At 66.5% G+C, this 20216-nt stretch carries 17 protein-coding genes; 1 reads left to right on the forward strand and 16 read right to left on the reverse strand.

Annotated features, from left to right (window positions below; all coding sequences use genetic code 11):
• Positions 1-100 precede the first annotated feature (100 nt).
• The 9 genes from der to ndk all read right to left on the reverse strand — a co-directional run bounded on the left by der (position 101) and on the right by ndk (position 9887).
• The gene (der, locus tag ACZ9AQ_RS08160) at positions 101-1438 is read right to left on the reverse strand and encodes a ribosome biogenesis GTPase Der (protein ID WP_429203259.1); all 1338 of its coding nucleotides are present in this window, start codon (positions 1436-1438) and stop codon (positions 101-103) included.
• Positions 1439-1446: 8 nt separating this feature from the next.
• Positions 1447-2601 (reverse strand): outer membrane protein assembly factor BamB, encoded by a 1155-nt coding sequence (gene bamB / locus ACZ9AQ_RS08165; RefSeq protein ID WP_429203260.1) that lies wholly within the window; start codon positions 2599-2601, stop codon positions 1447-1449.
• An 84-nt stretch (positions 2602-2685) separates the two neighbouring features.
• Positions 2686-3366: a YfgM family protein gene (locus ACZ9AQ_RS08170; protein WP_429203261.1), complete on the reverse strand. Its 681-nt coding sequence runs from the start codon at positions 3364-3366 to the stop codon at positions 2686-2688.
• 47 nt (positions 3367-3413) lie between these two features.
• Complete coding sequence (hisS, locus tag ACZ9AQ_RS08175; protein WP_429203262.1) at positions 3414-4757, reverse strand: histidine--tRNA ligase; 1344 nt, start codon at positions 4755-4757, stop codon at positions 3414-3416.
• A 128-nt stretch (positions 4758-4885) separates the two neighbouring features.
• A complete protein-coding gene (ispG, locus tag ACZ9AQ_RS08180; protein WP_429203263.1) occupies positions 4886-6187 on the reverse strand; it encodes a flavodoxin-dependent (E)-4-hydroxy-3-methylbut-2-enyl-diphosphate synthase in 1302 nt (433 codons plus the stop codon).
• A 21-nt stretch (positions 6188-6208) separates the two neighbouring features.
• On the reverse strand, positions 6209-7297 hold the full coding sequence (locus ACZ9AQ_RS08185; RefSeq protein ID WP_429203264.1) for a helix-turn-helix domain-containing protein: 1089 nt from the start codon (positions 7295-7297) through the stop codon (positions 6209-6211).
• A 49-nt stretch (positions 7298-7346) separates the two neighbouring features.
• Entirely contained in the window at positions 7347-8168 is an 822-nt protein-coding gene (gene pilW / locus ACZ9AQ_RS08190; RefSeq protein ID WP_429203265.1) for a type IV pilus biogenesis/stability protein PilW, read from the reverse strand.
• Positions 8168-9337 (reverse strand): dual-specificity RNA methyltransferase RlmN, encoded by a 1170-nt coding sequence (rlmN, locus tag ACZ9AQ_RS08195; protein WP_429203266.1) that lies wholly within the window; start codon positions 9335-9337, stop codon positions 8168-8170. The genes pilW and rlmN overlap by 1 nt, the downstream gene beginning before the upstream one ends.
• A gap of 124 nt (positions 9338-9461) precedes the next feature.
• Positions 9462-9887, reverse strand: coding sequence for a nucleoside-diphosphate kinase (gene ndk, locus ACZ9AQ_RS08200; RefSeq protein ID WP_005666240.1), 426 nt, complete (start codon positions 9885-9887; stop codon positions 9462-9464).
• A 257-nt stretch (positions 9888-10144) separates the two neighbouring features.
• On the opposite strand from ndk, the gene ACZ9AQ_RS08205 reads away from it, so the two are divergent.
• Positions 10145-10831 carry a Bax inhibitor-1/YccA family protein gene (locus ACZ9AQ_RS08205; RefSeq protein ID WP_429203267.1) on the forward strand — a complete coding sequence of 229 codons (687 nt, stop codon included), beginning with the start codon at positions 10145-10147 and terminating at the stop codon, positions 10829-10831.
• Positions 10832-10877: 46 nt separating this feature from the next.
• Here ACZ9AQ_RS08205 and ACZ9AQ_RS08210 read toward each other — a convergent pair whose 3' ends face one another.
• The 7 genes from ACZ9AQ_RS08210 to surE all read right to left on the reverse strand — a co-directional run bounded on the left by ACZ9AQ_RS08210 (position 10878) and on the right by surE (position 19700).
• Entirely contained in the window at positions 10878-12470 is a 1593-nt protein-coding gene (locus ACZ9AQ_RS08210) for a PQQ-dependent sugar dehydrogenase (RefSeq protein ID WP_429203268.1), read from the reverse strand.
• A gap of 34 nt (positions 12471-12504) precedes the next feature.
• Positions 12505-14424, reverse strand: a complete 1920-nt coding sequence (locus ACZ9AQ_RS08215; protein ID WP_429203269.1) for a hybrid sensor histidine kinase/response regulator — start codon at positions 14422-14424, stop codon at positions 12505-12507.
• A 145-nt stretch (positions 14425-14569) separates the two neighbouring features.
• Positions 14570-15982 (reverse strand): 23S rRNA (uracil(1939)-C(5))-methyltransferase RlmD, encoded by a 1413-nt coding sequence (rlmD, locus tag ACZ9AQ_RS08220; RefSeq protein ID WP_429203270.1) that lies wholly within the window; start codon positions 15980-15982, stop codon positions 14570-14572.
• 145 nt (positions 15983-16127) lie between these two features.
• A complete protein-coding gene (gene rpoS, locus ACZ9AQ_RS08225; protein ID WP_429203271.1) occupies positions 16128-17168 on the reverse strand; it encodes an RNA polymerase sigma factor RpoS in 1041 nt (346 codons plus the stop codon).
• Between the two features lie 7 nt (positions 17169-17175).
• Positions 17176-18051, reverse strand: a complete 876-nt coding sequence (locus ACZ9AQ_RS08230) for a peptidoglycan DD-metalloendopeptidase family protein (protein ID WP_429203272.1) — start codon at positions 18049-18051, stop codon at positions 17176-17178.
• A 36-nt stretch (positions 18052-18087) separates the two neighbouring features.
• On the reverse strand, positions 18088-18954 hold the full coding sequence (locus tag ACZ9AQ_RS08235) for a protein-L-isoaspartate(D-aspartate) O-methyltransferase (RefSeq protein ID WP_429203273.1): 867 nt from the start codon (positions 18952-18954) through the stop codon (positions 18088-18090).
• Positions 18951-19700, reverse strand: coding sequence for a 5'/3'-nucleotidase SurE (surE, locus tag ACZ9AQ_RS08240; protein ID WP_429203274.1), 750 nt, complete (start codon positions 19698-19700; stop codon positions 18951-18953). The genes ACZ9AQ_RS08235 and surE overlap by 4 nt, the downstream gene beginning before the upstream one ends.
• Between the last annotated feature and the right edge of the window lie 516 nt (positions 19701-20216).

Consider the following 20216-nt stretch of genomic DNA (forward strand, 5'->3'; position numbering starts at 1 on the left):
GTAGCTAGAGCCATATTCCGCCTGAGCGAATGCAGCCTAAGCCTACTGTAACCTGTTTTGCGGGTTTTTGTCGTACTGCTACTGTCTCGAATCTGACAATTCAATCCTTGGCAAACGGGTTTTTCCCGCTGCGCAGCTCGATCCGCAGCGGGGTGCCGACCAGGCTGAACGTCTCACGGAAATGCTTCTCCAGATAACGCTTGTACGGCTCGGTAATGCCGTCGAGGGCATTGCCGTGGATGACGATGATCGGTGGGTTCTGGCCGCCCTGGTGGGCATAGCGCATTTTCGGACGCGACGTACCCTTACGCTTCGGCTCTTGCTTCTCGACCGCCTCTTGCAGCGCGCGCGTCAGGCGCGGCGTCGACAGGTTGGCGGTGGCGGCGGCATACGCCGCTTCGACCGACTTCATCAGCTGCGACACACCGGTGCCGCGCAGCGCCGACACGAAGTGGGTCTTGGCGAAACTGAGGAAGTCCAGCTTGCGGTCGAGGTCGATCTTGACCTCTTCGCGCTCTTGCGTCTGCAGGCCATCCCATTTATTCACGGCCACGACCAGCGCCCTGCCCGACTCCAGGATGAAGCCGGCGATGTGCGCATCCTGCTCCGAAATATCCTGCTGGGCGTCGAGCAGCAGGATCACGACATTGGCGTCCGAGATCGACTGCATGGTCTTGACCACCGAGAACTTCTCGATCGCTTCGAAGATCTTGCCGCGGCGGCGGATACCGGCGGTATCGATCAGCGTGAAGCGCTTGCCGTCGCGTTCGAACGGCACTTCGATCGAGTCGCGGGTGGTGCCCGGCATGTCGAAGGCGATCACGCGCTGCTCGCCGACCAGGGTGTTGATCAACGTGGACTTACCGACGTTGGGACGGCCGACGATGGCGATCTTGAAGCCGTGGTCGGCCGGCTCGAGCTCTTCAGGCTCTTCCGGACGGCCTTCGAAGGCCATGTCGAGCGCTTCGTTGACCAGGTCGTGCACGCCGTCGCCATGGGCGGCGGAGATGACGTAGGGGTCGCCCATGCCGAGTTCATAGAAGTCGGCGGTGACCGAGGTGTACTTCATGCCTTCCGACTTGTTCACCACGAGCATGACCTTGCGGTTGCTCTTGCGCAGGAAGTCGGTGATGGTCTTGTCGTGCGGGGTCAGGCCCTGGCGGCCGTCCACGATGAACACGACCACGTCGGCCTCGGCCACGGCCTGGCGCGTCTGCAGCGCCATTTCATGCATGATGCCTTCTTTGGCGACCGGCTCGAAACCGCCCGTGTCGATGACCAGGAAAGGCCGTTCGCCAATCCGGCCTTCGCCATAGTGGCGGTCGCGTGTCAGGCCAGGGAGGTCGGCCACCAGCGCGTCACGCGAACGGGTCAGGCGGTTAAATAAGGTCGATTTCCCGACGTTGGGACGACCTACGAGTGCGATTACCGGCTTCATGTTGTAGTCTATTCGACCGCGATGGCGGTCACAGTTCCATTTTGTGTTTGAAAAATCAGGTTCGTGCCGGCCACCAGCGGCGTGCCCATGATCGGGCTGCCGTCGGTCGCTGCGCGCGCCAGGAAAGAGCCGTCCTCGCGCGACAGGAAGTGCACGAAGCCCTCGAAGTCGCCGACCGCGACGGCGCGGCCATACGACAGCGGGGTCGACAGGTTGCGGAAGGCCAGCTTGTCGTTCTTCCAGCTCGAAGAACCGGTGTCGCGGGTGAAGGCATGCACGGCGCCCTTGTCGTCCGGCGCGAACACGTACAGCTGATCGACGGCGACGCCGACGCTGGAGGACAGGTCGCGGGTCCACTTGGCCGAACCGGTGACCAGGTCGAAGCAGCCGACGCGGCCCTGGTAGGACACAGCGCACACATCGTTCTCGAACAGCACCGGGGCGCCGCCGATGTCGGTCACGCGCTCCAGTTCGGTGGCGCCGCGTGCGACGCCCACCTCGACGTCCCAGCGCGGCGCGCCGGTGGCCAGGATCAACGACGACAGCTTGCCGCCCGGCTGGGCCACGATGACGTCGCTGCCGGCCACGATCAGGCCCGGCGCAGTGCGCAGGGTGAGCGGCGGCGCGACCTTTTGCACGGTCCACTTCTTGTTGCCGTTGGCAGCGTCGATGCCGACGATGCGGTTGTCGATCGAGCGCGCTACCACGATGCCCTGCGACACCACCGGCGCCGACAGGATCTCGCTCGACAGCTGGGTCTTCCACAGCGCCTTGCCATCCATGTCGAAGGCCAGCAGCTGGCCCTTGTCGGCGCCGACCACGATCAGGTTGCCGTCCGTGCCGACCCCGGCCGAGAGTTCGGTATCGGCCTTGATGCGCCACAGTTGCTTGCCGCTCTCGGCTTCGACGCGCGCGATCGCGCCGTCGGCGCCGGCCACGACCACCGTGTTGCCGGTCAGCGCAGGCGAGAAGGTGTAGCCGCGCGCCTTGCCGATATCAAGTTTCCATGCGGTACGCACGGCCATGCTGCCTTTGAGTTCGACCAGCTTGGCCGGCTGGTCGCCCTTCTTTTCCGACGCGAATGGATTGAGCGAATTGAGGGTCGAGCAACCCGTCATCAGGGCCAGTACGCCGACACCAACAAGCTTGCTGCAAATACGCATTTTGTTCTACCTTGTTCCTGGACTATAGAGGACGCAAGGCCCGCGCCGCCGTCAGGCATGCGCGGGCCCTCTCATGGGGGAGGTTTACGCGGCTGCCTTTTGCTCGGCAGCTGCTTCCGTTTTCTTGTCGCCTGGTACGGTGCCGCCGATCGCTTCCAGCTTGATCTGCACCAGCTGACGCCCCGGCGCATTCGGATCCATGGCGGCGATCGCCGCGACATAGGCCGCGCGCGCCTCGTTCAGCTTGTTCTGCGCGACCAGCACGTCGCCCTTGCGGTCGTTCACTGCCGCGGTGAACTGCGGCAGGAAGGTGCCGTTCAATACCTTCAGCGCTTCGTCGAATGCCTTTTCGTCCAGCAGCACGCCGGCCAGGCGCAGGTTGGCGATCGATTTGTATTCGTCGTTGCCGTGCTCGGCCGCCCACTGCAGCTGCGCCTTGGCGGTCTTGAGGTCGTTCGCCTCGAAGGCGGTCTTGGCCGCGGCCAGGGCCGCCATCGGGGCGTAGGCCGACGCTTCGTACCTGGCGCGGATGTCGTTCGCCACGCGCTGCACCTTGGCATTGTCGTTCGCCAGCAGCGACGTCTGCAGCTCGTCGTACAGCGCCGACGCCTCGACCGACTTGTTGCGTTGGTGCGTCTGCCAGTAATTCCAGGCGGCGAAGGAGCCGAGCGCGAGAATCAGGACCCAGATGATGATGTTGCCGTACTGCGACCAGAACGCCTTGAAGGAATCAAGCTGTTCCTGTTCCTGGTGATCGTATGCCATGTGCGTGTTCTTGTGGTGAGTGGTTTATTGGCGGCGCCGGACGCCGGTTACGGATGGTAATGCACGTGATCGTGGTCGTGATCGTGGTCGTGGCCACCGGTGATCTGGTCGACCAGGTAGTCGACCACTTCCTCGAACGGCACGGCGGCCTGCTGCTGCTCGCCCACTTCGCCGCGCATGGTCTTCACTTGCGCGGCATTGTTCGCAATCTCGTCCTGGCCGATGATGACGGCAAAGGCGGCGCCGCTGCCGTCGGCCTTCTTCATCTGGCTCTTGAAACTGCCCGCACCCGTTGGCGTTGCGCAATGTAACACAACATCCAGGCCGGCATCCCGAATCCGCTCGGCCAGGATGAAGGACTGCAGCTGCGCCTCTTCTCCCTGGTGGACCATGTAGACGTCGCACACGTTCGGCTCATGCGGCTCGCCCAGCCCTTTCATCAGCTCGATGATGCGTTCCATGCCCATCGCGAACCCGACCGCCGGGGTCGGCTTGCCGCCGAAGGTCTCGATCAGCGGATCGTAGCGCCCGCCCGCGCAGATCGTGCCCTGGGCGCCCAGCTCGTCGGTGACCCACTCGAACACGGTGCGGTTGTAGTAATCCAGGCCGCGCACCAGGCGCGGGTTGACGGTGTACTGCACCGCGTTCTTGTCCAGGAGCGCCTTGACGCCGTTGAAGTGGGCCAGCGACTCTTCGCCCAGGTAGTCCAGCAGGCGCGGCGCGGCGTTGACCATCTCTTGCATCGCCGGGTTCTTGGTGTCCAGGATGCGCAGCGGATTGCTGTGCAGGCGGCGCTTGGCCTCGGCGTCGAGGAGGTCCTGATGCTGTTCCAGGTAGGCGATCAGGTCGGCGCGGTGGCGGTTGCGCTCCTCGGCATTGCCGATCGAGTTCAGCTCGAGACGCACGTTCTGCAGGCCCAGGTCATCCCACAGGCGGCGCGACATCATGATCATCTCGGCGTCGATGTCCGGGCCCGAGAAGCCGATCGCCTCGGCGCCAAACTGGAAGAACTGGCGATAGCGGCCGCGCTGCGGACGCTCGTGGCGGAACATCGGGCCCTTGTACCACAGGCGGCGCGGGCCGTCGTAGACCAGGTTGTGCTCGAGCACGGCGCGCACGACGCTGGCCGTGCCTTCCGGACGCAGGGTCAACTGGTCGCCGTTCATCGCATCCTCGAAGGAGTACATCTCCTTTTCGACGATGTCGGTGACGGCGCCGATGGCGCGCGCGAACAGGCCGGTCTGCTCGACGATCGGCGTCACGATCTTCTGGTAGCCGTAGCTCTTCAGGATCGTTTCGGTGGTGTTCTCGAACAGCTCCCACAGCGGCGCATCTTGCGGCAGGATGTCGTTCATGCCTTTGATGGCGACGATTTTTTCTGGTTTGGACATAAGTGTTAGCTCTCAAATCACCGTCGTTCCCGCGACGGCGGGAACCCAAGTTGCTCAGTGCAGTGGTACAGCAAGCAAACTGGGTTCCCGCCTTCGCGGGAACGACGAGCGGGGCCGGTGGCCGTATTTTATTGCGTTACCGCGTCGCGGCTGTAGTTCTTCTTCACATAATCGAGCACGATGGTCTTGAACTCATCGACGATGCGCTCGCCGCGCAGGGTCGCGAATTTCTGGCCATCGACGAATACCGGCGCGGCCGGCGATTCGCCGGTGCCCGGCAGGCTGATGCCGATGTTCGCGTGCTTCGATTCGCCCGGACCGTTGACGATGCAGCCCATCACGGCCACGTTCATCGCCTCCACGCCCGGATAGGTTTGCTTCCATTCCGGCATCTGCTCGCGCAAGAAGCTCTGGATGTTGTCGGCCAGCTCCTGGAACACGGTCGAGGTCGTACGGCCGCAACCCGGGCAGGCGATCACCATCGGGGTGAACTTGCGCAGGCCCATCGTCTGCAGGATCTCCTGGCCGACCACGACTTCCCGCGTGCGGTCGCCGCCCGGCTCCGGCGTCAGCGAAATGCGGATGGTGTCGCCGATGCCTTCCTGCAGCAGCACCGACAGCGCCGCGGTCGAGGCGACGATGCCCTTGCTGCCCATCCCGGCCTCGGTCAGGCCCAGGTGCAGCGGATAGTCGCAGCGGCGCGCCAGTTCGCGGTAAACCGCGATCAGGTCCTGCACGCCCGAGACTTTACAGGACAGGATGATCTTGTCGCGCGCCAGGCCGACTTCCTCGGCGCGCACGGCGTTCTCGATCGCCGACGTGATCAGGGCTTCGTACATCACCGCCTGGGCGCTCCATGGATTGGCGCGCGTGGCGTTCTCGTCCATGATGCGCGCCAGCAGCGACTGGTCGAGACTACCCCAGTTGACGCCGATGCGGACCGGCTTGTCATATTTGGCGGCGATCTCGATCATCTGGGCGAACTGGGTGTCGCGCTTGGCGCCCTGCCCCACATTGCCCGGATTGATCCGGTATTTCGACAGCGCCCGCGCGCATTCCGGATAGTCGCGCAGCAGCAGGTGGCCGTTGTAGTGGAAGTCGCCCACCAGCGGCACGTCGACTTCCATGCGGTCGAGCTGTTCGCGGATCGCCGGCACGGCCGCCGCCGCAGCCGGCGTATCGACCGTGATGCGCACGATCTCGGAACCGGCGCGCGCCAGTTCCTTGACCTGGATCGCGGTGCCGATCGCGTCGGCGGTGTCGGTGTTGGTCATCGACTGCACCACCACCGGGGCGTCGCCGCCCACCCAGACCTTGCGCTCGCCATTGGCCACCAGGACCTTGCGGCTGGCGCGGCGCGCAAGCGGGCCGGATGGTATTGCTGCGGCCGGCGCAGGCTGAGAGGTGCGGTCTTCGTTCAACGAGTTCATGTGATGTATTCCAGCTTCAACTTATTTCAGCGCCACGCGCGCAATGGTCCGACCCGACTGCTGCGGCAGCGCGACCTCGGCGCCGCGCAGGGTCGCGCTGACGCCGCCGGGGGCGCCGACCACCAGGGTCGCCGGACCGGTCAGCTCGACCGACTCGGTGCTGCCGCCCTTGACCAGGCGCGAGATCAGGGGACGGCCGCCGGCGCTCGGGCGCACTTCGATCCAGGAATCCTCGCGCACGTTCAGCACCAGGGTGTTGGCGCCGGCGGCGGGCGCCACGGCGGTGACCGCTGCGGCGGCGGTCGAGACGCCCGGGGCCAGCGTCGCGCCCGGCGCCGCGGCGCTCGGCGTTCCCACCGGCGCGCTGGCCGGCGGCTGCACGGCCGGCGCCGGGGCGGTCGGGGCGGCCGCCGGGGTGCCCGCCGGGGCGCCCCCTGGAGTGGCCGGCGTGGAACCGGGCGCTGCCGCCGGCGGCGCACCTTCGCCGGCCGGCGCCGGCACCGAGATCAACGGCACCGATGGATTGAGCAGGCCCGGGTGGGCGTCAGGCGCGGGCGCCGCGCCCGGCGCGGTCGCGCCCGGGGCAACGACGCCGGCGGCCGGGTTGTCCAGCACCATGGGGTCACCCGTCGCGCCATCGCGCTGCAGGCTTGGAATCAGGTCGAACTGCCAGGCCGCGACGGCGGCGCCGGCCGCCACCACGGCGGCCACGATCCAGCCCAGCGGCAGGCGGTTGCGGCGGCCGGCGATCGGGAAACGGGTCTGGGAAAACGTGGCCGGCCGCTGTTCGCGGCGCACGGCGCTGGTGTTGACGGGAGCGCCTGCCTGGGCTTCCGGCGGCATGTTCAACTCGATCATCGATACCAGCGGCGCGGCGTCGATCTTGAGCAGCTTGGCATAGACCCGCACGAAGCCGCGTGTCACGGCCGGGCTCGGCAGCGCGGCGTAATCGCCCGCTTCCAGCGCCACTACCTGGCGCGGCGCCAGCTTCAGCTGGTCCGCCACCTGTTCCACACTCCAGCCCATCGCTTCGCGCTGGGATTGCAGGGTCTTGCCAGGGATGCCGGGCTGGTTGCCCGGCGTAGCCGGCTGATCTGCTTGCTCGTTCATTGTCCTCGTCCTTGTCCGTGTGAGCTTCTAGTTGAGCTTGTCTTCGTGCCTACTCGTCGAAAGCGCCGCGCTCGAATGCCGCGTATTCGGGCGAACCGGGGAAGCGCCGGCGCAGCTGGGCCGCGAGCGTCGCTTCATGGGTCCGGTCGCCCAGATGGCGCTGTACGCGCAGCGCGAGCCAGAGCGCGTCGGCCGGCAGTGCCTCGATGCTGGCCGTCTCGATCAGGCGATTCACGAAAAAACCGGCGCGCTGCATGTCGCGCCGCTCGTAGTACACCCGCGCCAGGCCGGCATTCACGGCCGGCAGCGCCGGGCTCAAGCGCAGGGCCTCGAGCAGGTAGCGCTCGGCCGCGTCGAGATTCCGGTTCTTGATGCTGCACGCGCCCGCATTGATCAGCGCGGAGAGCGGCGTCTGGTAGGCGGGATTCTTGAGGGCGGCATCGAAATACCGCAGCGCCTCGAGCGGCCGGTTCACCGACTGGCACAGGAAGGTGCCGTAGTTGTTCGCGAACTCGGGATTGCCCGGTTCGAGGCGCAGCGCGTGGCGATGGTTCTCGTCGGCCAGCGGGAACTGCCCCATCGACGTATAGATCAGGGCCCGCAGGCCATAGGCGTCGGCGTAGTTCGGATCGGCCGCCAGCGCCTGCTTGACTTCGTCGAGGGCGATCTCGTGCTTGCCCTCCTGGTAGTAGCCGACCGCCAGCTGCACCCGGATCGAGGCGCGCTTTTCCAGCGCGGTCTGGTCCGAGGCGGTCCTGAGTTCGCCGCCGCGCGTCGTCGCCGCGCCGCCCGGCCCCGTGCCGGCGCAGCCGGCCAGCACAACGAGGGACAGGATCGATGCGGATGCGAGCCAGGCGGCGGCGAATTTCATCAGGTCGGGATCTCCACGATGCGGCCGAAGTCGGCGCCGAATTTCTTCTGGTACTCGGCCATCTTTTCCATGCGCTCGGCCACCCGGGTGCGGTCCTTGACCTCGCCCGCCAGCTGGCCGCAGGCGGCGTCGATGTCGTCGCCGCGCGTCTTGCGCACGGTGGTCACGATGCCGGCGTTCATCAGGACTTCGGCGAAGGCCTTGATGCGCGGGTTCTTGGAGCGGGTCAGGCCCGACTCGGGGAAGGGATTGAACGGGATCAGGTTGAACTTGCAGTTCACGCCGACCACCGGATCGTTCACCAGCGCGATCAATTCGCGCGCATGCTCGTCGCTGTCGTTGAAGCCGTCGAGCATGCAGTACTCGAAGGTGATGAAGTCGCGCGGCGCGAATTCGAGATAACGCTTGCAGGCGGCCATCAGCTCGCGCAGCGGGTATTTTTTATTGAGGGGCACCAGGATGTCGCGCAGCGCATCGTTCGAGGCGTGCAGCGACACGGCCATGGCGACCGGCACGTCCTGCGACAGCTTGTCGATATTCGGCACCACGCCCGAGGTCGACAGGGTCACGCGGCGGCGCGACAGGCCGTAGGCGTTATCGTCGAGCATCATCTTGAGCGCGGTGACGGTCGGCTCGTAGTTCAGCAGCGGCTCGCCCATGCCCATCATCACCACGTTGGTGATCTGGCGCTCGCCTTTCGGACCCGGCTCGATGCCCTTGGTGCGGCGCAGCTCGAACTCGGCCATCCACAGCTGGCCGATGATCTCGGCGACCGTCAGGTTGCGGTTGAAGCCCTGCTTGCCGGTCGAGCAGAAACGGCAGTTGACGGCGCAGCCGGCTTGCGTGGAGATGCACAGCGTGCCGCGGTTTTCTTCCGGAATGAACACGGTCTCGACCGCGTTGCCGTTGCCGACGTCGACCAGCCATTTGCGGGTGCCGTCGCTGGCCGTCTTGTCGCTCACGATGGCCGGCGCACGCACTTCGGCGCGCGACCTGAGCTTTTCGCGCAGCGACTTGGCCAGGTCGGTCATGCTGTCGAAGTCGCTTGCTCCGAACTGGTGGATCCAGCGTTGCAACTGCTTGGCGCGGAACGGTTTCTCACCCAAGTCGGCGCAGTAGGCGACGAGTTGCGCGGGATCAAAGTCCAGCAAATTGGTGAGAGTAGTCATGATGTAATCCTATATTCCTGAACCCGCTTGCGCCAGCCCTGGGCTGCGGGCAAGCGGGTTACTCATTTAAATTAGTCCGGGGAAGTACACCGGGGAACGCCCGGACTGCGCTCCCCCTTACTAATTAACGCGAGTAGACGTTCAGCGCCGGGAAGTAGTAAGCGATTTCCACAGCCGCGGTTTCGGCAGCGTCCGAACCGTGGACGGCATTGGCGTCGATCGAGTCGGCGAAGTCGGCGCGGATGGTGCCGGCGTCGGCTTTCTTCGGATCGGTAGCGCCCATCAGGTCGCGGTTTTTCAGGATCGCGCCTTCGCCTTCCAGCACCTGGATCATCACCGGCCCCGAGATCATGAAGTCGACCAGGTCCTTGAAGAACGGACGCGCGGCGTGCACTGCGTAGAAGCCTTCGGCTTCAGCGCGCGACAGTTGCACCATGCGGGCAGCCACGATCTTCAGGCCGGCTTCTTCGAAACGGCTATAGATCTTGCCGATCACGTTTTTTGCAACTGCGTCCGGCTTGATGATGGACAGGGTGCGTTCGATTGCCATGAGAAAACTCCAATAAGTGAAAGGTTATGAACTGAGAAATTCGCGTGAACTTTGAGACTCAATCAACCTTCAATTTTACCATACCTGCCCCGGATCTCCGATATTGCGGTAGTGGCAAGCATGGTGTTACAGTGGCGGCAAAAGTCCGTCCAATGTGATCTGTTCTTCATCTTCAGTTAAGAAAAATGAGTTAGGATCAACGTGACGTACCTTGCGTAGCACTCGCACGTACCATTTATCTAAACCGGAGGCACTATATGTACCCTAGTACCCAACAGCAAAGTACCATCGACCTGAGCAAGGGTGGTCAGGCCACGCGTAACAAAGTGTTACGCAACACGTATTGGCTGCTGGCGCTGTCGATGATTCCTACCGTGCTCGGCGCGGTTGCCGGCATGTCCCTGGGCATCGCCTTCACCGGCATCATGGGCTTCGTGATCTTCCTCGCGATCGCTTTCGGCTTCATGTGGGCCATCCAGAAGAACAAGGATTCCAGCCTGGGCGTCGCCCTGCTGCTCGGCTTCACCTTCTTCATGGGCCTGATGCTGGCGCCGCTGCTGACCCACACGCTCAATTACTCGAACGGCGCCAGCCTGATCATGACCGCCTTCGGCGGCACCGCCGCCGTGTTCGCCGTGATGGCCAGCATCGCCACCACCACCAAGCGCGATTTCTCGGGCATGGGCAGCTGGCTGATGGCCGGCGTCGTCGTCCTGCTGCTGGCCGTCGTCGCCAACATCTTCCTGCAGATGTCGGTGATGTCGATCGTGATCTCGGTCCTGGCGATCGGCATCTTCTCGGCCTTCATCCTGTATGACGTGCAGCGCATCGTCAACGGCGGCGAGACCAACTACGTCACCGCCACCCTGTCGATCTACCTGAGCGTATTCAACATCTTCACCAGCCTGCTGCGCCTGCTGGGCATCGTGGGCGGCGACGACTGACCGATCGCTGTCTCTCGACAAGAAACCGGCCCGCGGGCCGGTTTTTTCATGGGCGCGTCACACGCAGCAGGCTGGCATCCAGACCATCGGTCAGGACGTAGATCGCGCCGTCAGGGCCGACCTTGACGTCGCGCATGCGCTGGTTCAGTTCCGCCAACAGCGTCTGCTGGCCGACGATCCTGCCCCCATCGCGCACGACACGGTAAACCGCGCGCGCCTTCAGCGCCGGCACCAGGAGGTCGCCGCGCCACCCGGGGAACTGGTCGCCCCGGTAGACCGCCAGGCCCGCCGGCGCGATCGACGGCGTCCATTCCAGCAGCGGCGCTTCGAAGCCCGCCAGGCGGCGAAACGGCGTGACGCGCCCGAACGGATAGTCGATGCCGGCCGTGACCAGCGGCCAGCCGTAGTTCTTGCCTGCCGCGATCCGGTTGATCTCGTCGCCGCCACGGGCGCCGTGTTCGGTGAGCAGCAGGTCGCCATTGGCCGGATCGACGGCGATGCCCTGCGCATTGCGATGACCGAGGCTGTAGATCTCGGGCGCGGCGCCGGGGCGGTTGACGAAAGGATTGTCGGCCGGCGCCCTGCCTTCGCGGTCGAGCCTGACGACCGTGCCCAGGTGATTGGCCGGGTTTTGCGCCTCTTCGCGGCGCCAGTTGCCGTCGCCGACCGTCAGCGCCAGCGTGCCGTCCGGCAGGAAGGCGATGCGGCCGCCGTTGTTGCCGGCGCGCGGCTTCGGCGTGGAGCTGAACAGCACCCGGACGTCCGCGAGCCGCTCGCCCGCCAGCCTGGCGCGCACCAGGCGCGTGCCGTTGGCGCCCTCCCCGCCGTGGCCCATCGTCAGGTACAGCAAGCCGTTGCGTTCGAAGTCGGGATCGATGGCGACGTCCATCAGGCCGATGGTGCGGCCACGCTGGAACACCGGCGGCAGGCCGTCCGTCGCGATCGGCGTCGAACCGCCATCGGCGCCGATGGCAAGCAGGCGCCCGCCCATCTCGGTGACCAGCAGGCGACCGTCCGGCAGGAAGGCCAGCGACCATGGCCGCTCGAGTCCCCGCGCGACCGTCGCGACGCGGTAGCTGGCCGGATCGACCGCATCGAGCCGCCCGGCCGCGCCGGGCGACGTCACGAGGAACAGCAAGGCCGGCACCAGCGCCAGCATGGCCGCCAGCGCCGCGTGGCGCCGCCGCTTGCCGGGGCCGCGCGCCGGCGCGCTCATGCGGGCATACAGCAGGCCGCCGACGAACCCCGTCGCGGCCATCAGCGCATGGTCGGCGGCGCCGCGGGTCGCGGCGATGGCCGGCATGGGAATCACGTGCAGCATCAGCCAGAACGCCACCCACAGGGCCACGACCGCCGCCAGCGCGAAGATGGCGCTGCGCCAGGGTGACGGCGCGCGTTGCGCCAGCAGGTGCCCGGCGCCGAACGCCGGCAACAGCGCGACCAGCGCGATGCCGGTCATGACCGCGCCAAAGCCGGCCAGGTCGCCCAGGGTGGCCCGCAGCCGCTCCGCCAGGCCGACCGGCGCACCGAGCGCGGTGAGTTCGCCGAGATTGATCTGCGTCTGCACGACGCTGGCGACGGCCGCCGTGGCCACCGCGGCGGCAAGCCAGGCGGCGAGGTGCCGGGTGAGGTGTTTCATTCGATTCCTTCCGATGTTGCGCGGGCCGGACGCGTCATCGCACCGCGACCAGTTCCTTGATCCGCACCGCCAGCGCGTCCAGCGCGAACGGCTTGGTCAGCACCTGCATCCCCGGCATCAGGTGGCCGTTGCCGATCAGGCTGTTCTCGGCGTAGCCGGTGATGAACAATACCTTCAGCCCTGGCCTGCGCTCGATGCCGGCTTCGGCCATCTGGCGCCCGTTCATGCCGCCGGGCAGGCCGACGTCGGTCACCAGCAGGTCGATGCGCGCATCCGACTGCAGCAGCTTGAGTCCGGCCACGCTGTCGGCCGCCTCCAGCGCCACGTAGCCCAGGTCTTCCAGCACCTCGGTCACGAGCATGCGCACCGACGGCTCGTCGTCGACCACCAGCACCGTCTCGCCCTGGCCGGCCGGCGCTTGCGGCGCCGGCGGCAGGCCGATGTCTTCCGGCTTGAGTTCGCCATAATAGCGCGGCAGGTAGATGCACACCGTGGTGCCCTTCCCCAGCTCGGAATAAATGCGCACCTGGCCGCCCGACTGGCGCGCGAAACCATGGATCATCGACAGGCCCAGACCGGTGCCCTCGCCCATCGGCTTGGTGGTGAAGAACGGTTCGAACACCTTGGCCACGATCTCCGGCGTCATGCCGGTGCCGATATCGGTCACGCACAGCGACAGGTACTGGCCTTCCGGGATGTCATGCGTCCTGGAAGCCGAGTAATCGAGCCATTTGTTGGCGGTCTCGATCGTGATGCGGCCGCCGTCGGGCATGGCGTCGCGCGCGTTGATGCACAGGTTCAGCAAGGCGTTCTCGAGCTGGCCGGCATCGACCAGGGTCGGCCACAGTCCGACCGCGCCGACCACCTCGAGCGTGATCTGGGGCCCGATGGTGCGCCGGATGAGTTCTTCCATGCCGGACACCAGCGCATTAACGTCAATCGGCGTCGGCGCCAGCGTCTGGCGCCGCGAGAAGGCCAGCAGGCGGTGCGTGAGCGCGGCGGCGCGGCGAGCGGCGCCCTGCGCCACCGCGACGTAGCGCTCGAAATCGCTGAAACGCCCCTGGCGCATCCGGATCTGCATCAGGTCGAGCGCGCCGGTGATCCCCGCCAGCAGGTTGTTGAAGTCGTGGGCCAGGCCGCCGGTGAGCTGCCCCACGGCCTCCATTTTTTGAGCCTGGCGCAGCTGCTCTTCCAGGTTGCGCTGGGCCGTCGTCTCGATCCCGATGCCGGTGCGGCGCAGCGGCTGCCCGTGCTCGTCGAGATAGGTGCGCCAGCGCGAATGCACCCAGCGCACGGCGCCGTCGGGATGCAGCAGGCGGTATTCGAAGTTCGCGTCCTTGCCCGAGGTGAGGCTGCCCGCGATCTCGGCCATCAGTCCCGGACGATCGTCCGGATGGACGTTGGCCATGAGTTCCTCGACCGGCACGCCGCCGGCGGCGCGCACCGGCTCCACGCCATACAGGTCGGCGATCGCGGCATCGCAGGTGCAGGTGCGCGCCTGCAGGTCGGCGGTCCAGATGCCGACGCCGCCTACCGAGCGCAGGGCAAGGCGGGTAAAGTCCTCGGCGTCCTGCAAGGCTGTCTCGCGCCGGCGCCCGTGCGTCTGGTCGCGCCCGGCGGCAACCACCCTGCCCTCCTGGAAGGCGCCGGTCCAGCCGAACCAGCGCCATGAGCCGTCCTTGTGGCGCAAGCGGTATTCATGGGGCGTCACCAGGGGGCGCTCAAGCACGCCCGCGAACACGGCCAGCGTCGCGTCCAGGTCGGCCGGATGAGTGAACTCGATGAACTTGCGGCCGACGATCTCGTCGTCGGCATAGCCCAGCAGCCGGAGCCATGCCGGATTGACCGCTTCGATCGTCCCATCGCGCGCGACGACGACCAGCAACTCCTGGGAAAACCGCCAGAAACGCGCGCCTTGACGCCCGTCGTGATCGCCGTGTTTGGTCATGTCCATACGCACCTCTGTTTCCCTACAGTAAAACCGAGATGGATAGGCTGGTCTGTACGGTGTCGCTCATCCGTAGCAGCTGCTGGCCAAAACGTCAAACCGCCGGCCCGGCAGAACCGGGCCGGCGGCATGATCCCGCCGCTCGCGGCCCTCAGGCGAGGTCCGGCGTCGCGGGCACGTCGGCCGGCACATAGGCCGCGCCATCGGCGGGGCGCGCCGGCTTGTCGCCCAGCTCGAACACGCCGATCGATTCGACGTGCGAGGTGTGGGGGAACATGTTCACCACCCCCGCCTTCGTCATCACATAGCCCGCCTTGTGCACCAGGATGCCGGCGTCGCGCGCCAGGGTCGACGGGCTGCACGAGACGTAGACGATGCGCTGCGGCATCAGGTGTTCGTGGGTCTCGCGCAGTTCGGCCAGCGCCTGCGCCAGGGCCATGGCGCCGTCGCGCGGCGGATCGATCAGCATGCGCTCGAAACGGCCCAGCGCCACCAGGTCGGCTTTGGTGACTTCGAACAGGTTACGGGTGGAGAACGCGGTCTTCCCGGCCAGGCCGTTTGCCCTGGCGTTCTCCAGCGCGCGCGTGGTGAGCGCCGTGCTGCCCTCGATGCCGACCACCTCGCGCGCCTGGGTTGCCAGCGGCAGCGTGAAGTTGCCCAGGCCGCAGAACAGGTCGGCCACGCGGTCGTCCTTCTGCACGTCCAGCAGGCGCAGCGCCTTCGACACCAGCACGCGGTTGATGTGGTGGTTCACCTGGGTGAAGTCGGTCGGCTTGAACGGCATGCGGATGCCGAACTCGGGCAGCGTGTAAACCAGTTCCTTGCCCAACGGGTAGAACGGATAGGCCGTGTCCGGGCCCTTCGGCTGCAGCCACCACTGGATTTCCCACCCGTCGGCGAAGGCTTTCAGCAGGGTCTCGTCGGCGGCGCTGAGCGGCGCCATGATGCGCAGCACCAGCACCGTCGTCTCTTCTCCGATCGCCACCTCGATCTGCGGCACCTGGCTGTAGATCGACAGGGCGCCGATCAGCTCGCGCAGCGGCACCAGCAGGCGTGCGACGTGGTCCGGCAGGATCTCGCAGGTGGTGATGTCGGCGACATAGGACGAGGCGCGCTCATGGAAGCCGACCAGGATGCCGCCCTTCTTCGGCACGTGGCGCACCGACAGGCGCGCGCGGTAGCGGTAGTCCCAGGTCGGGCCGTACATCGGGCGCATGATCATCTCGGCCTTTACCCTGCCGAGGTGCCACAGGTTGTCTTCCAGCACGCGCCCCTTCATCGCCACCTGCGCAGCCGGCTCCAGGTGCTGCATCGAGCAGCCGCCGCAGTAGCCGAAATGCCGGCACTTCGGCTCGACCCGCATCGACGAGGCGCGCTGCAGGGTGACCATGCGGCCCGATTCCCAGTTCTTCTTCTTGCGCAGCGTCTCGAAGCTGACGCGTTCGCCCGGCAGCGCGCCTTCGACGAAGACCACCTTGCCTGGCGAGCCGTCCTCGTTCTCGAGGTGGCCAACGCCGCGCCCGTCCATGTCGAGGGATTTGATGTCGATGAAGATTTCTTGCATGGTGATGAGAAAGTGGAGTGAAGGCTGGCTCAGGCCCCGGCCGGCGGGGCGCGCATGGCCGGCCGCGCAAAAAGAAAATGGCCGAAACGGCCCGGCGGGCATGATAACAAGGAATCGGGGTGGGCGCTACCGGACGGCTTTGCCGTCACAGCAGGGAATCGCGCACCACGCCGCGCGCCGCCATCGCGCGCTTGAGCTTGACCAGCGCTTCCTGCTGGATCTGGCGCACCCGCTCGCGCGTCACGCCCATCTCTTCGGCCAGGGTTTCCAGCGTCGCCGGATCGTCGTTGTCGAGGCCGAAACGGCGGGTGACGACCAGGCGCTGCTTGTCCGGCAGCCGGGTCAGCCAGTCGCGCACCAGCAGCGCCACCTCCTGCTGCTCAGCGTGGGCGTCGGGACTGCCTTCGCCGTCGTCGGGCAGCATGTCCATCAGGCTCGATTGCGGATCGTTGTCGAGCGGCGCATCGAGCGAGGTCGCGTGCTCGGACAGGGTCAGGATGTCTTGCACTTCCTCGACCGGGCGGCCGACCAGGCTGGCGATGTCCTCGCTCGAGGCTTCCTTGCCGTCGTGCTTCTGGGCCTCGAGGTGGTATTTGGCGCGCAGCACGCCGTTGAGCTCGCGCACCATGTGCACCGGCAGGCGCACGGTGCGGGCCTGGTTCATGATGGCGCGCTCGATGCTCTGGCGGATCCACCAGGTGGCATAGGTCGAGAAACGAAAGCCGCGCTCGGGCTCGAACTTGTCGATGGCGCGCATCAGGCCGATATTGCCCTCCTCGATCAGGTCGAGCAGGACCACGCCGCGGTTGATGTAGTGCTTGGCGATCGAGACGACCAGGCGCAGGTTATGCTCGATCATCTTCTGGCGCGCGCCGAAGTCGCCGGACTTCGCCAGGGTGGCGAAGTGGACTTCCTCGCCGGGCGTGAGGAGCGGCCTGGCGCCGATCTGGTTCAGGTAGTGCTGGGTAGTGTCGGTCGCGAGCTCGGCCTGCAAGACCTTGCGCAACTCGTCGACCGTCTCGGTGCTGGCGTGGCACGCGAGCGCTTCCTCGCCCGCCACGCCGGCCGCGCCGTCGATGCGCCCGACCCGGTCGGTCTCGTCGTCAGCATGCGCGCGCTCGCTTTCCGGCTCATCCGGAAACTCGTCCGTATCCTCCTGGTCCAGCGAGTGCGGCGGGTGCGTCATACCGTTCCTAACGAACGGGCAAGAACCTCGTCGGGTCGACCGGCTTGCCCTGCTGGCGAATCTCGAAATGCAACTTGACCGCATCGGCATCGGAGTCGCCCATCTCGGCGATCATCTGGCCACGGCTCACGTTGTCACCCTCCTTGACCACGATCTTGCGGTTGTGGGCATACGCGGACAACAGGCTGTTGCTGTGCTTGACGATGACGAGATTACCATAACCGCGGATGCCACTGCCAGCATACATTACCTTGCCCGAACCGGCGGCGACCACTGGTTGGCCCAGCTTGCCGGCGATGTCGATTCCCTTGTTGCGGCCATCGTCGAAGGTGGCGATGACGCGGCCTTCCGAGGGCCACATCCAGCTCAGGCGCGCTTCGTCGCTGGTGGCCGGGGCCGAGCTCGCAGGCGCCGGCGGCGCGGCCGGAGCGGTGGTGGCCGGCGGCGTGGCGGCAGCCACCTTGCCTTCGCTGTAGGGGGTCTTGTCGGCGCGCGGCTCGGTCTTGCGCGGCACGCTGGCCGACGGCGGCATCGGCACCGGCTGGGTCTGCACATTCGCGGTGCGCTCGCCTTCCGGCTGGGTCACGCGCAATACCTGGCCAACCTTGATGTCGTCCGGATTGGCCAGGTGGTTCCAGGTCACCAGGTCGCGGTAATTCTGGCCGAAGTCGAGCGCAATGCGCAGCAGGGTGTCGCCCTTGCGCACGGTGTACATGCCGCGCTCGTCCTGTTTCGGCGCTTCTTCCACGCGTGCGGGAGCTGGCCGGCTTGGCGCGGCGCTGACGGGGCGCTCGACGACCGGCGCCTGGCGGGTAGTGGTGGAACAACCGGCCATGAGGCCGATGAAGATCGTCAGGAGGGCTAAACGCGGTGCTTGTGTCATTGGCATTCTTTTGTATTTACGGCGTACAACGGGGTTTCAGATGGTGCCTGGGCGCAGCGGCACGAAGTGGCACGCTTCCAGCATTTCGCTGGTCCACTCGGATTTGCCGGTGCGGGTGATACGGTGCAGGTGCTGGACCTGGGCGCCGACCGGCGCCACGAGATGCGCGCCGATGGCCAGCTGCTCGAGCAAGGCCCGCGGCACCTCGAGGCCGGCGGCGGCGAGGATAATGCCATCGAAAGGCGCGACCTGTGGCAAGCCTAGCATACCATCCCCATACTGCAAACGCAGGTTCGATATCCGCAGCGGCCGCAGGTTGGTCTTCGCGAGCTCGTGCAAGGGCCTGATGCGCTCGATCGAATACACATCTTTTGCGACGAACGACAGGACCGCGGCCTGGTAGCCGCAGCCGGTGCCGATCTCCAGCACTTTTCCCAGCATGGCGCCGGGAGGCATCGCTTCGCGCATTGCTTCTATCATGCGGGCCACGATATAGGGCTGGGAAATCGTCTGGTTGTGGCCGATCGGCAGCGAGGCGTCGACGTAGGCCTGGCCCGACATGGCCGGTTCGATGAACAGGTGGCGCGGCACGGTTTCCATCGCCCTCAGGACCTGCGGATCGGCCACGCCCTGGCGCGCGATTCGGCCCACCATCGCGCGCCGCACCGCTTCGGTGGCCTCCAGGTCGGAACGCCGGGCAGCCGGCGCGCTGCCGGCCACCTGCACATAGCCGGGCGTGCGCGGCGCCGGGCCTGGGGACGGCGGCGTCCTGGCGCCGGTATAGGTGGTGGCGTTGCGGGTGGCGGTCTGCGGCGTCTGCACCGGCGCCGGCGTGCCGGGCTTGCGCGCGCCGCTCGTCACCGAGGACAGCGGCAGCGGAAAGTTCGGTCGCGCATCCTTCATGCCAGCCCTCCCGCCAGCAGGGCCAACTGGGTCTTGTGGGTCAGGTCGATCTGCAGCGGCGTGATCGACACGCGGCCCTGCGCGGTCGCGTGGAAGTCGGTGCCCTCGCCCGCGTCGCGGCAGGCGCCGGGCGCGCCGATCCAGAAGATCTCGCGGCCGCGCGGATCCTGCGCACGGATCACGGGTTCGGCCTGGTGGCGGCGTCCGAGGCGGGTCGGCGTCAGCGGGCCGATGTCCTCGTACGGCAGGTTCGGGATGTTCACGTTCAGCAGGAAGGGCTTGGGCAGCATGTCGAAGCCACCGGCGGCGAAACGCTCGACGATGTCGCGCGCCACCCGGGCGGCCGAATCGACATGGGCCCAGCCGCCGTGCACCTGCGAGAAGGCGATTGCCGGCAGACCGAACAGGAAGGCTTCAGTGGCGGCGGCGACAGTGCCGGAATACAGGGTGTCGTCGCCCATATTCTGGCCATTATTGATACCAGAAACCACCAGATCGGGCGGCGCATCGGACATGCCGGTCAGGGCGATGTGCACGCAGTCGGTCGGCGTGCCATTGGTGAAATAGTAGCCGTTGGCCGATTTGTAGACCGACAACGGCCGGTCCAGGGTCAGCGAATTCGACGCGCCGGAGCGATTGCTGTCGGGGGCGACGACGACGATGTCGGCGATCGGCGCGAGCGCGTCCGCCAGCGCGGCCAGCCCGGGCGCCAGATAACCGTCATCGTTGCTGATCAAGATTCGCATGGCGGAGATTTTACCTGAAGCAACGCCCGTATCGATACCCGACATGAGAATTTCACGCCAGGATTTCACGATCCGGGACGGTCAATGGACCATCTTATAACAGTGCAGCAGCCATGCGACAGTTTACTGGAAAGGCTGGCAAGCTCGGCGACATTCCTGCGATGCCATCCTGGCAAGTGGCTTGTCGCGCCGTTAATTGGGGGGCGTGACGCGCGCTGGCAATGACATGTCGGCGCAGGTCGATGTGCAGTCGACGGGCGGCGACGAGCTGGCGTCGGGAGTCGATGGCGGTTGCCTGCCGGCAGGCCGGGGGCGACGGCCTCGGGCGCGCAGGCCGGCAAGGCGGCGAGGCGCGGCCCGGCGGCCCGGTGGGCTGGCGGTCTGCGGGTGAGCGGGCCGGCGGCCCGGTGGGCTGGCGGTCTGCGGGTGAGCGGGCCGGCGGCCCGGTGGGCTGGCGGTCTGCGGTTGAGCGGGCCGGCGTGCCGGCGATCCGGCGGCCGACGAGCCGGCGCGTGC

The organism is Massilia sp. UYP34 (genome assembly GCF_056279385.1).

Coding starts and splice junctions, on each gene's coding strand:
- der (WP_429203259.1), bottom strand. CDS start 1,438: ATGAAGCCGGTAATCGCACTCGTAGGTCGTCCCAACGTCGGGAAATCG.
- bamB (WP_429203260.1), bottom strand. CDS start 2,601: ATGCGTATTTGCAGCAAGCTTGTTGGTGTCGGCGTACTGGCCCTGATG.
- ACZ9AQ_RS08170 (WP_429203261.1), bottom strand. CDS start 3,366: ATGGCATACGATCACCAGGAACAGGAACAGCTTGATTCCTTCAAGGCG.
- hisS (WP_429203262.1), bottom strand. CDS start 4,757: ATGTCCAAACCAGAAAAAATCGTCGCCATCAAAGGCATGAACGACATC.
- ispG (WP_429203263.1), bottom strand. CDS start 6,187: ATGAACTCGTTGAACGAAGACCGCACCTCTCAGCCTGCGCCGGCCGCA.
- ACZ9AQ_RS08185 (WP_429203264.1), bottom strand. CDS start 7,297: ATGAACGAGCAAGCAGATCAGCCGGCTACGCCGGGCAACCAGCCCGGC.
- pilW (WP_429203265.1), bottom strand. CDS start 8,168: ATGAAATTCGCCGCCGCCTGGCTCGCATCCGCATCGATCCTGTCCCTC.
- rlmN (WP_429203266.1), bottom strand. CDS start 9,337: ATGACTACTCTCACCAATTTGCTGGACTTTGATCCCGCGCAACTCGTC.
- ndk (WP_005666240.1), bottom strand. CDS start 9,887: ATGGCAATCGAACGCACCCTGTCCATCATCAAGCCGGACGCAGTTGCA.
- ACZ9AQ_RS08205 (WP_429203267.1), top strand. CDS start 10,145: ATGTACCCTAGTACCCAACAGCAAAGTACCATCGACCTGAGCAAGGGT.
- ACZ9AQ_RS08210 (WP_429203268.1), bottom strand. CDS start 12,470: ATGAAACACCTCACCCGGCACCTCGCCGCCTGGCTTGCCGCCGCGGTG.
- ACZ9AQ_RS08215 (WP_429203269.1), bottom strand. CDS start 14,424: ATGGACATGACCAAACACGGCGATCACGACGGGCGTCAAGGCGCGCGT.
- rlmD (WP_429203270.1), bottom strand. CDS start 15,982: ATGCAAGAAATCTTCATCGACATCAAATCCCTCGACATGGACGGGCGC.
- rpoS (WP_429203271.1), bottom strand. CDS start 17,168: ATGACGCACCCGCCGCACTCGCTGGACCAGGAGGATACGGACGAGTTT.
- ACZ9AQ_RS08230 (WP_429203272.1), bottom strand. CDS start 18,051: ATGACACAAGCACCGCGTTTAGCCCTCCTGACGATCTTCATCGGCCTC.
- ACZ9AQ_RS08235 (WP_429203273.1), bottom strand. CDS start 18,954: ATGAAGGATGCGCGACCGAACTTTCCGCTGCCGCTGTCCTCGGTGACG.
- surE (WP_429203274.1), bottom strand. CDS start 19,700: ATGCGAATCTTGATCAGCAACGATGACGGTTATCTGGCGCCCGGGCTG.